Below are 9,462 nucleotides of genomic sequence, written 5' to 3'. Positions count from 1 at the left end.
CGCCGTGCAGAACATGAAGAAGATCGCCCTCCACTTGGAACGGAGGGCGTAAGAGGTTTAAACCCTCTGTTTCTCACGAAAAGAGAGGATAAAAAAACAAAAGAGAAACCTGTCGTTTTGAAAAAACGTGGGTTTCTCTACAAGCTGAGACAAAGAATATAATTCTTTGTCTTTTTTTCTGTTCCTTTTTCAACTTGTATTCGTCTACTCAATCAAAGCAGCTATGTGTTAAAATATTTCCAAGAAGAAATAAACAGACGGAGGCGCTGGTGTTTGGACATCATAGCGATGGCAGGATCGCTTTATGGTGCGCTGCTCCTCCAGGCATGCAGTCCAATCTGGTGGAATCGGATTCGAATATTTATTTTCAGCCGGCTTATGTCGGGCATCTCGGTTGGATCGGGGTTAGACTTGATCGTAATGCGGAGTGGCATGACTTGGTGGGCGTCATTCAGGAGGCTTACTTGACACGGGCGCCAAAGAAATGGATTGCGTTATTGAAAAATAATAATAAAGAAATCTGACTAATTTCATTTAAGAACGCTACGCTACGGCTACGGCTACGGGGAGATTTATTGAGATGCTGAAATACAATATTTGTTTTATTAAGCGCGGTGAAGAAATATTGCTTCTCAACCGGGAGAAAGCAAGCTGGATGGGCTGCTGGAACGGAATAGGCGGCAAGCTTGATCCACTAGAGACACCGCGTGCGGCCATGATCCGTGAACTGGAAGAAGAAACAGGGATACAAGCGTATTCGCTGCACTTTAAAGGGTTGGTTACATGGAAAGGCGATGATTTTGATTATGGCGGGATGTATGCCTATATCGCCGAGGTGCCGCATGAAATAGAGCGATCTACTTAGAAAAGCATGCCTCCAAAATAGAAGCTTGAATTTTGACGAATCAAAAGTCGTTGATTCAAAGGGTTGATTTACATARACCTATAGGTTATTTTTCTAAAGAGGATATACAAGCATGTACACAAATAGAAATTATAGAATAGAGGAATGACGTTGAAGTTTAGACCTTGTATCGATTTGCATGATGGGAAAGTGAAACAAATTGTCGGTGAGACGCTCAATACTGAAATCATAGAAAATTTTGTATCGAAGCAGGATTCTGCTTACTATGCAGAGCTCTTTAAAAAGGATGCATTAACAGGCGGACATGTTATTATGCTAGGCGGCGGAAATGAAGCAGCGGCAGCTTCAGCACTTTCGCATTATCCAGGCGGCTTGCAAATTGGCGGGGGCATAACGGCGGACAATGCTGCCTTTTATTTGGAGAAAGGCGCATCGCATATCATCGTGACTTCATATATTTTCAAGGATGGCCTATTAAATGAAGACCATCTTGCCAAAATCGTTGCAGAAGTTGGTAAGGATCGATTAGTTATCGATCTTAGCTGCAAGGAGAAAGACGGCAAATGGTTTGTTGTCACGAATCAATGGAAGCAATTCAGCGACTTTGAAGTAAATAAAGAAAACATTGAATTTCTCGAACAATATTGCAGCGAATTTCTTGTTCATGCTGTAGATGTAGAGGGCAAGCAGCGCGGTATTCAGCAAAGTCTAGTAAGCGCGCTCGCGGATTGGGTGAAAATACCGACTACTTATGCCGGCGGAGCCAGGTCGATTGCGGATATGGATCAATTTGATGAGCTGTCGAACGGTAAGCTGGATATTACGATTGGCAGCGCGCTCGATATTTTTGGCGGTCATTTATCGTATGAAGAAGTGGTTGCTTACAGCAAGCAGAAACAGATGTAACGGGAATATTTCTTGTAACTTCCACCAAGTCTCTCAGCTCAGCTAGCTAACATTTCGTTGGCTAGTTTTTTTATGACCGAGGATGCTGCGAAAGAGCTTACCTCCTCTTGACCGTGCTGACGCTGCTTATTATACTTTGGGAAAAGAAGTAAACGGATAAAGACGCAGTGAGACCAAGGGAACTCGCGATTATGCAGCAAAAGCTGTACAGAGTGCTCGAGGATCATGATAGTTTTAATAATGTAATACCAAGCTGGTATTTGGAGGGACGAACGCAATGAGACCGGATCATTACAAGCTCATGTTCGAATTTGTAAAATGGGCAGGGGAGCAATCGCATATTGAAGGTATTGCGTTGGTAGGCCCTTGCGCAGACGATGAAAACGAGGAAGACTCGAATTTGAGCTTTCTTATTATTACTCATAAAAAGAAGAAAACGTTGGAGGCGATTCTCCAGCTTCCTCTGGAACCGATTGAACAAGCCTCGCAGGAGGAATACGGATTACTCACATCCATTAAAATTGTCTATGCAAGCGGTATTGAAGCCGATTTCGGCGTTGCAGGAGAAGAATGGCTTCACCTCCCATTGGAAGATGAGCTAGGAGCGGCATTAATGAGCGGGTTTAAGGTCATTTGGGAGGGCGAGGAGCTTTTTGCAGGGCTTCAAAGAGCGATTGCTGATTATGCAATGAATAAGGAAATGACGTAAACAGGGATACCGTTACAAATAAACAAGCTTTCTTCGGAAGATGGCTTGTTTTTTTGCGTGTTACTCTGTTGACATAAGGAGAGTTGATCATGATTCACGTTCGACCCTATCAACCTGAGGATTTAATAGTCATGACAGAGCTTATGAAGGATCTCGGTTATCCAACCACGGAATTGCAAATGAGAAACCGGATGAAGGTCATTGAAACTATATCCGGGACCTTTACATTCCTTGCAGATCTTAACGGAAAAGCGGTAGGGATGATGGGGATTCGTCATGTTTATTCCTATGAGGAGGACGGATTCGTAATTCAGATCTCTTTGCTAGTCACAAAGAAGGAATATGAAGGCCAAGGAATCGGGAAGGCTCTGGTAAGTTTCGCGGAGTCGTGGGCAGTTGCCCAGGATGCGAAAATCCTTTATCTAACGAGTGGAATTAAGCCTGAGAGAGAACGTGCGCACGCGTTTTATAAAGCGATCGGTTTCGAAGCGACCGGCTATCGTTTTGTTAAAAGATTGACTATCCAGTAAACTATTTAAGTTGTATAATCATGGAAATGATTGGAGTGATTCGGCAATGACGGAGATCAGAGCTGTTATTTTTGATTTGGATAATACCCTTTTAGATCGTTCAAGCACGTTTAAAGCATTCACTATTTCCTTTCTTAATCATTATTTTTATCAGTTGGAGTCCCGTCAGCATCTGCTTGAGCGGATCATTGCATTAGATCAAGACGGTTACAAGGACAAGCGTGTGCTGTTCCAAGAGCTGATTGAGGAGCTGCCATGGGCAAGCAAGCCAGATCATACAGAACTTATCCGTTATTACAACGACCATTATGTGAAAAATGCCATACTCATGGAACATGCACTTGATGTCATACGCCATATTAAAAGCAAATACCAGACCGCGCTTATTACGAACGGAAGAAATGAGATTCAATACGGGAAAATCGATCATTTAGGAATAAGAGATGCCTTTGATTTCATTATTGTTTCAGAGGAAGCGGGATGTAAAAAACCGGATAGGCGAATTTTTGAAGCTGCGTTGAATGCTCTAGCGCTGCAGCCCGCTCAATGTATTTACGTAGGCGACCATCCTGTCAATGATATCGAGGGTGCTTGTCAGGCAGGTCTGTCTGCAATATGGATACAGGTAAACCAGCCATGGCGCGAAGAACTGAAGGCAAAGCCGCTGCACACGATTAAGAGTTTAAATGAGCTGTTAATCTTACTATGAGAGGTTAGCCGAGCAAAGTATTTTGCAAATGAACCAGTAAGTTCAAAACAACCATGAGCAATTTTGTAAAATTTTAATTGAAGAAAGAAGGATTAAAATGGATGAAAAATATCCGATAGGCAAATTTGATTGGACCAGCAAAGTTTCAGCGCTTCAGCGGGAGACTTGGATCGAAGAGATTGAACGGCTGCCGCAGCGATTGCGGGCAAGCATTGAGGGTTTGAATGAGTTAGAGCTGGAAACACCTTATCGGGACGGCGGCTGGAAAATAAGACAGGTTGTCCATCATATAGCGGATAGCCATATGAACAGCTACATCCGTTTTAAGCTCGCCTTAACGGAGGAAACGCCTACGATTAGACCTTACTATGAGGATCGGTGGGCAGAACTGCATGACTCCGTTCAAGCGGATATTGAGCTTTCCCTAACGCTTATCGAGCAATTGCACAAAAGATGGGTTATTTTGCTGAAATCATTGTCTGAATCCGATTATAAAAAATCCTTCTATCACCCGGAGTCCAAAGAAACCTATCGCTTAGATTATAATTTAGGCAATTACGCATGGCATGGCAATCACCATATTGCCCATATTATGGCGGGTAGAAGCCGCATCGGGAAAGGATGAGCATATCAAAATGATAAACTATCATACGGATAAAAAGATTGCCGCAGCGGATCTCTCACAGCTTTTTGCCAGTTCGGGCATCAAGAGACCGTATCAAGATTTGGAACGCTTGCAAAAGATGATAGATAACGCAGATATGACCATCAGCGCATGGGACGGTGAGCGGCTGATAGGGATAGCGCGTGCCATTACGGATTTTGTATATTGCTGTTATCTCTCTGACCTTGCCGTTAACCACGACTATCAAAGGCTTGGCATAGGGAAGAAGCTTGTAGAGCTGCTGAGGGAGACGCTCGGACCCGAGGTTTCACTCGTCCTGCTTTCTGCTCCATCGGCTGTCGATTATTATCCGCGCATTGGGTTTACGAACACAGATAAGTGTTATCTGATTCCCAGAGAGCGGTAAGCTCCCGGTTAATAATTAGGAAAAGGTGATCATATTGATTAAATCAGTCATGGTAAATAATCAAGATGTTCAAATTCATTATCTGGATTCCAGTCCGGAAGCTGATCTGCAGCTAACGCCTATGGTTATTTGCCCCGGGCTGTCGGAAACGGCGGAAGAGTACGAGGATCTGTTAACGTTTCTTCTGCCGCGAAGAGCTGTTGTCCTTTCCTTTCGAGGAAGAGGTAGAAGCGATACGCCTCAAATGCATTATGATTTAGAAGATCATCTTTCGGATCTAGCTGCGGTAATTCAAGATGCATCGATGGATTGCTTCCACTTGATGGGTTACTCTCGCGGCGTATCCTATGCTTTAGGCTATGCCCAGCTGCATGTGAATCGGTTGATGTCACTCATTGTAGAGGATTATCCTCCGGAGCATAAGCAGATGTCTCCTGAATGGGCTGAGGATTATATTTCAAATTATCTTGTACCCACCGGACGTGTACATTACATAACACCAGAAGCAGTACGCGGCATTCAACGAGAATCTACGCAGCTAGAACTGGAGGCAAAGCTTAGCTTGCCTACTTTGGTCTTACACGGCTTGCAAGAGGGATCACTTCTTAAGGAAACGGATTTGTCGAAATATTTGCAGCTGTTCAGCGATATTACGGTTCGACCTTTTGTGCAGTCAGGACATAATATTCGCGGCACCGAGAAATCCAGGCTGTATGAATCCATTCATCATTTTTTGAATGAGGCGGATAGCAAAAGGAAGAAATAGGAACCCGCGCTTCTTGCGAGTCGAAGCGCAGGTTCCTTTTTTTAATATATAAGAATTTATAAGTTTACACTTATAAATGTGCTTATATATCTCCGCGAAACGATAGCTTTTGCCACTGAGGACGGCGACAGCCGTTTACGCTTGTAGTAAGAGCATTTAACCTAGTTGACAATGAAAATGATAATTGTTATCATTAGATGACTTTTGAGGTGGTCGATTCACTTCAAGCCAATATAATTGTCCTACAGGGGGAAGCACAGTGATTAAACGCAACAAGAAGTTTGTACTGGTATTAGTGAGTTTGATGGTCATGTCGCTTTGGCTAGCGGCTTGCGGAAGCAATAAAACAAATGAAGCTGGAAACAATGCGGCAACCGATGCGCCGGCAGCTACGGAAGCACCAACAGAAAGAACGCTTACGGATTCGCTTGGCAACGAAGTAACGGTTCCGGCTAACCCTCAGCGTATCATTGCCTCATACTTAGAAGATCATTTAGTAGCTTTGGGTATTAAACCTGTTGCGCAATGGTCCGTTCCGAACGGTACTCAAGATTACTTAAAAGATTCACTTGCCGATGTGCCTACTATCGCTTATGACCTTCCTTTTGAAGCAGTAACAAGCTTTGAACCGGATCTTATCCTTATGGCTTATGACAGCAATGTAGAAGGCGACAAGTTTGCACAATATTCTAAAATCGCACCAACATTTACAGTTGGCGATAAATTAACGGCTGACTGGCGCGCTGCTTTGCTGAAAATCGGCGAGGTTGTCGGCAAGAGCGAAGAAGCACAAAAAGTATTGGATGCTTACGACGTGAAAGCGAAGGACGCGAAAGAAAAAATCCAAGGCGCAGCAGCAGGAGAGTCAGCAGCAGCACTTTGGTTCGTGCAAGGAAGCTTTTATATCGTAAGTGACAAACTTTCGAGCGGCGACTTGCTTTATAACCAACTTGGATTGGCTGTTCCTGAAGTCGTAAAAGAAATCTCTGCTGCAGGAACTGGTAACTGGAATGCGATTCCTCTTGAAAAGCTTGCGGAGCTGGATGCTGACCATTTGTTCCTGATCAACAGCGGAACAGAAGCTGATTCAAAAGCATTAAGTGATCCAATTTGGCAGAACATTCCTGCCGTTAAAAACGGCAAGCTTTACGAATACCCTAGCACATCCAGCTGGCTGTACGCAGGTACGATTGCTTACTCACAAGTTATTGATGATGTACTGGAAAGCATCGTAAAATAATAGATACGGCTTGGATAAAAGGACTGTACCTACTAGCGATTTTCGCTGTAGGCTGCAGTCCTTTTTCCTGTTTTCAGCCTTCTCTATGGCGAGAAACCAATGTATAATCATGGAAGATCAACTACAGGCAAAGGATGTGTTACTCGATGATAACCGCAATGAAGCGTACCGTTCCGATCCTACGTATCTTTGACGAAGCGAAGGCACGTGAATTTTATTTGGATTTTTTGGAGTTTACATGCGACTGGGAGCACCGATTCGAACCAGATATGCCTCTCTATATGCAAATCTCGAATGGAGACTGCATCATTCATTTATCTGAGCATTATGGAGATTGCACGCCAGGCTCTGCCGTTCGGATTGAGGTTGAAGACGCTAAGGCGCTCCAGCAGCAATTGCTAAGCAAGAACTTCAAATTTGCTAGACCTGGTTTTGATGATGAATGGAATCAAGTTAAGCTGACCGATCCGTTCGGAAATCGTCTGCATTTTTACACAGGCAATTAAAGACTTTTATTTATACATGCGTACATCCCGAGTGAAAAATAAATGAAGGAGGCCATTACATTGAACCAAACGATAATAAATACGGCGAGAGAGATTGCCATTGCAGCAGCCTATGAAGCGGGGAGGCTTGCCAGGGAACGGTTCGGAACGCTTGATAGCTATGAGGAAAAGGATGAGCACGGAGATATTGTTACCGAGGTTGATCATTTGGYTGAACGTATTATTTTGAATAAAATTCGAGGAGTATTTCCGGATCACAAGATACGTTCAGAGGAGTGCGGGGAAAATGATCTTTTGAGCGACTGGATGTGGCTAGTGGATCCCCTTGACGGAACGAATAATTTTGCGGTGGGCATGCCGCTATTCGGCATTTCGATCACGCTTGCTTATAATCGAAACCCTGTCTTGGCCGTTATTTATGAGCCGATGACCGATCGGTTATATGTTTCAAGCATAGGGGAAGGCACACTTTGCAATACGCTTCCAGTACTTATGAATCGGGCAAAGGCGTTCAATAAAGCGAGAGTCGGCTGGATCCAAGGCCATGATGTTCAGAATGAGCAACGGGCGGTTAAGCTTAGACATTACATAGACGTAAATACGAAACGAATGATGCGGCTTTGGGCGCCGACTCTGCAATGGACGATGCTCGCTAGAGGTGATTTGGATGCCATCATTGTGTATAACTCGGAAGGCGAGGACCTTTACTCCGGTATTCTTATGGTAAAGGAAGCTGGCGGGGTTATCATTGATTATAACGGCCAGGCATTTACCGGGATAAACGAACAGCCTTATTTGATTGCATGCCTGCCGGAGCATCAAGCCTATTTTATGAACCTTGTAAAAGAAGGCTTGGCATAGTAATGACAGAAAAGAGCGGTGAACGTAATGGTTGAAGTTAGGACGGAAATATTTATTAAGGCTCCAATTGAGGTTTGTTTCGATTTGGCCCGCGATATCGATATACATACAAGAACGGTTTGGAAGCATACCCGTGAGCAAGCGGTAGCCGGCGTGACGTCCGGCCGAATTAATGGAGGGGAACTTGTCACGTTTGAAGCGACGCATTTTGGGATTAGGCAAAGGCTGACCTCGAAAATAACGGAGTTTAACGCCCCGTACTTATTTGTAGACGAAACGCAAAAAGGAGCCTTTAAAAACTTAAGGCATGTTCATCTATTTGAGAAACAAGGTGCAGGTACGCTTATGACGGATACGCTGCGCTTTGAGGCGCCGCTTGGTTATTTGGGCAGGTTGGCAGAACGTCTTGTTTTGAAACAATACATGAGGAGGTTTCTGGAGCATCGCAATGAGCAATTAAAGCAATTAGCCGAGCAGGAACCATTGACTGTATAATGGATGGTTTGAATTGGAATCGCATAATATAAGGAAGAAGCTTAGGGGTAGTGCTCTGCCCGGTTAGGAGAGACATCATGGTAGAAGCACTCATAGGAAGCTTTATCTCGGCAATGGCAACCGTATTTGGAGCGGTACCGCTGCTATTTGTAAAAAGCCTTTCCGAGAAATGGAAGGATGTACTTATCGCCTTTACCGCTGGAATTATGGTATCGGCTTCCACGTTTGGGCTATTGCCGCAAGCATTGAAGGAATCAGGAATCATTCCGTTGACTTTAGGGCTGCTAATCGGCGTCATCGCGCTTGACCTGTTGGAGAAAAACATACCTCATATCGATATCGAGCAGAAAAGGGGGATCTCATCCTTTGACAGCAAGTCGCTGCTCGTTATTTTTGCATTGTTCATACACAATATTCCGGAAGGACTGAGTACAGGTTTTAGCTACGCTAGCGCGAATGGCGGACTTGGTCCCATGGTAGCCATTGCTATCGGTGCGCAAAATATGCCGGAAGGACTGGTATTGGCCATTTTTCTCATTCATTCAAAGGTAAGCAAGCTGAAGCTGATGCTTATCGTTACCTTGACTGGACTAATGGAAGTAGTGTCTGCGATCGTGGGTTATTTTGCCGCAAGCTATATATCGGGGCTGATTGGTTATGGGTTAGCTTTCGCATCAGGAGCCATGCTGTTCATCGTATATAAAGAGCTTATTCCTGAAACCCACGGACACGGCTACGAACGGTCGGCGACGTATTCTTTTATCATCGGATTGCTTATTATGATTTATATTAGCTTTTATTTTGGTTAATGGTTACAAAATAAGGTTTCATTATCGTAAAGAAA

General features: G+C 44.1%; 14 protein-coding genes. All 14 read left to right on the top strand.

Translation table 11 applies throughout. The features are described from left to right. The first annotated feature begins 269 nt into the window (after positions 1 to 269). The 14 genes from AC1DLI_RS29315 to AC1DLI_RS29250 all read left to right on the top strand — a co-directional run bounded on the left by AC1DLI_RS29315 (position 270) and on the right by AC1DLI_RS29250 (position 9,427). A complete protein-coding gene (locus tag AC1DLI_RS29315) occupies positions 270 to 524 on the top strand; it encodes a hypothetical protein (RefSeq protein WP_477608481.1) in 255 nt (84 codons plus the stop codon). Between the two features lie 56 nt (positions 525 to 580). Then, the gene (locus AC1DLI_RS29310; protein WP_477608479.1) at positions 581 to 865 is read left to right on the top strand and encodes an NUDIX hydrolase; all 285 of its coding nucleotides are present in this window, start codon (positions 581 to 583) and stop codon (positions 863 to 865) included. A gap of 150 nt (positions 866 to 1,015) precedes the next feature. Then, positions 1,016 to 1,771 carry a phosphoribosylformimino-5-aminoimidazole carboxamide ribotide isomerase gene (gene hisA / locus AC1DLI_RS29305; RefSeq protein WP_477608477.1) on the top strand — a complete coding sequence of 252 codons (756 nt, stop codon included), beginning with the start codon at positions 1,016 to 1,018 and terminating at the stop codon, positions 1,769 to 1,771. 277 nt (positions 1,772 to 2,048) lie between these two features. Then, positions 2,049 to 2,480, top strand: a complete 432-nt coding sequence (locus AC1DLI_RS29300) for a hypothetical protein (RefSeq protein WP_477608475.1) — start codon at positions 2,049 to 2,051, stop codon at positions 2,478 to 2,480. An 89-nt stretch (positions 2,481 to 2,569) separates the two neighbouring features. Beyond that, complete coding sequence (locus tag AC1DLI_RS29295) at positions 2,570 to 3,010, top strand: N-acetyltransferase family protein (RefSeq protein WP_477608473.1); 441 nt, start codon at positions 2,570 to 2,572, stop codon at positions 3,008 to 3,010. Between the two features lie 46 nt (positions 3,011 to 3,056). Next, on the top strand, positions 3,057 to 3,719 hold the full coding sequence (locus tag AC1DLI_RS29290) for an HAD family hydrolase (RefSeq protein WP_477608471.1): 663 nt from the start codon (positions 3,057 to 3,059) through the stop codon (positions 3,717 to 3,719). A gap of 97 nt (positions 3,720 to 3,816) precedes the next feature. Then, complete coding sequence (locus AC1DLI_RS29285; protein ID WP_477608469.1) at positions 3,817 to 4,344, top strand: YfiT family bacillithiol transferase; 528 nt, start codon at positions 3,817 to 3,819, stop codon at positions 4,342 to 4,344. Positions 4,345 to 4,354: 10 nt separating this feature from the next. Continuing rightward, positions 4,355 to 4,750: a GNAT family N-acetyltransferase gene (locus AC1DLI_RS29280; protein ID WP_477608467.1), complete on the top strand. Its 396-nt coding sequence runs from the start codon at positions 4,355 to 4,357 to the stop codon at positions 4,748 to 4,750. 34 nt (positions 4,751 to 4,784) lie between these two features. Further along, positions 4,785 to 5,516 carry an alpha/beta fold hydrolase gene (locus AC1DLI_RS29275; protein WP_477608465.1) on the top strand — a complete coding sequence of 244 codons (732 nt, stop codon included), beginning with the start codon at positions 4,785 to 4,787 and terminating at the stop codon, positions 5,514 to 5,516. A 262-nt stretch (positions 5,517 to 5,778) separates the two neighbouring features. After that, on the top strand, positions 5,779 to 6,756 hold the full coding sequence (locus tag AC1DLI_RS29270; RefSeq protein WP_477608495.1) for an ABC transporter substrate-binding protein: 978 nt from the start codon (positions 5,779 to 5,781) through the stop codon (positions 6,754 to 6,756). A gap of 146 nt (positions 6,757 to 6,902) precedes the next feature. Then, on the top strand, positions 6,903 to 7,262 hold the full coding sequence (locus tag AC1DLI_RS29265; RefSeq protein ID WP_477608463.1) for a glyoxalase superfamily protein: 360 nt from the start codon (positions 6,903 to 6,905) through the stop codon (positions 7,260 to 7,262). Between the two features lie 60 nt (positions 7,263 to 7,322). Then, positions 7,323 to 8,123: an inositol monophosphatase family protein gene (locus tag AC1DLI_RS29260; protein ID WP_477608461.1), complete on the top strand. Its 801-nt coding sequence runs from the start codon at positions 7,323 to 7,325 to the stop codon at positions 8,121 to 8,123. 27 nt (positions 8,124 to 8,150) lie between these two features. Further along, complete coding sequence (locus tag AC1DLI_RS29255; protein ID WP_477608459.1) at positions 8,151 to 8,618, top strand: SRPBCC family protein; 468 nt, start codon at positions 8,151 to 8,153, stop codon at positions 8,616 to 8,618. Between the two features lie 77 nt (positions 8,619 to 8,695). Next, positions 8,696 to 9,427, top strand: coding sequence for a ZIP family metal transporter (locus AC1DLI_RS29250; protein WP_477608457.1), 732 nt, complete (start codon positions 8,696 to 8,698; stop codon positions 9,425 to 9,427). Positions 9,428 to 9,462 lie beyond the last annotated feature (35 nt).

The organism is Paenibacillus sp. 01T443 (assembly GCF_056398325.1).
This window is presented reverse-complemented; position numbering and strand designations above follow the sequence as displayed.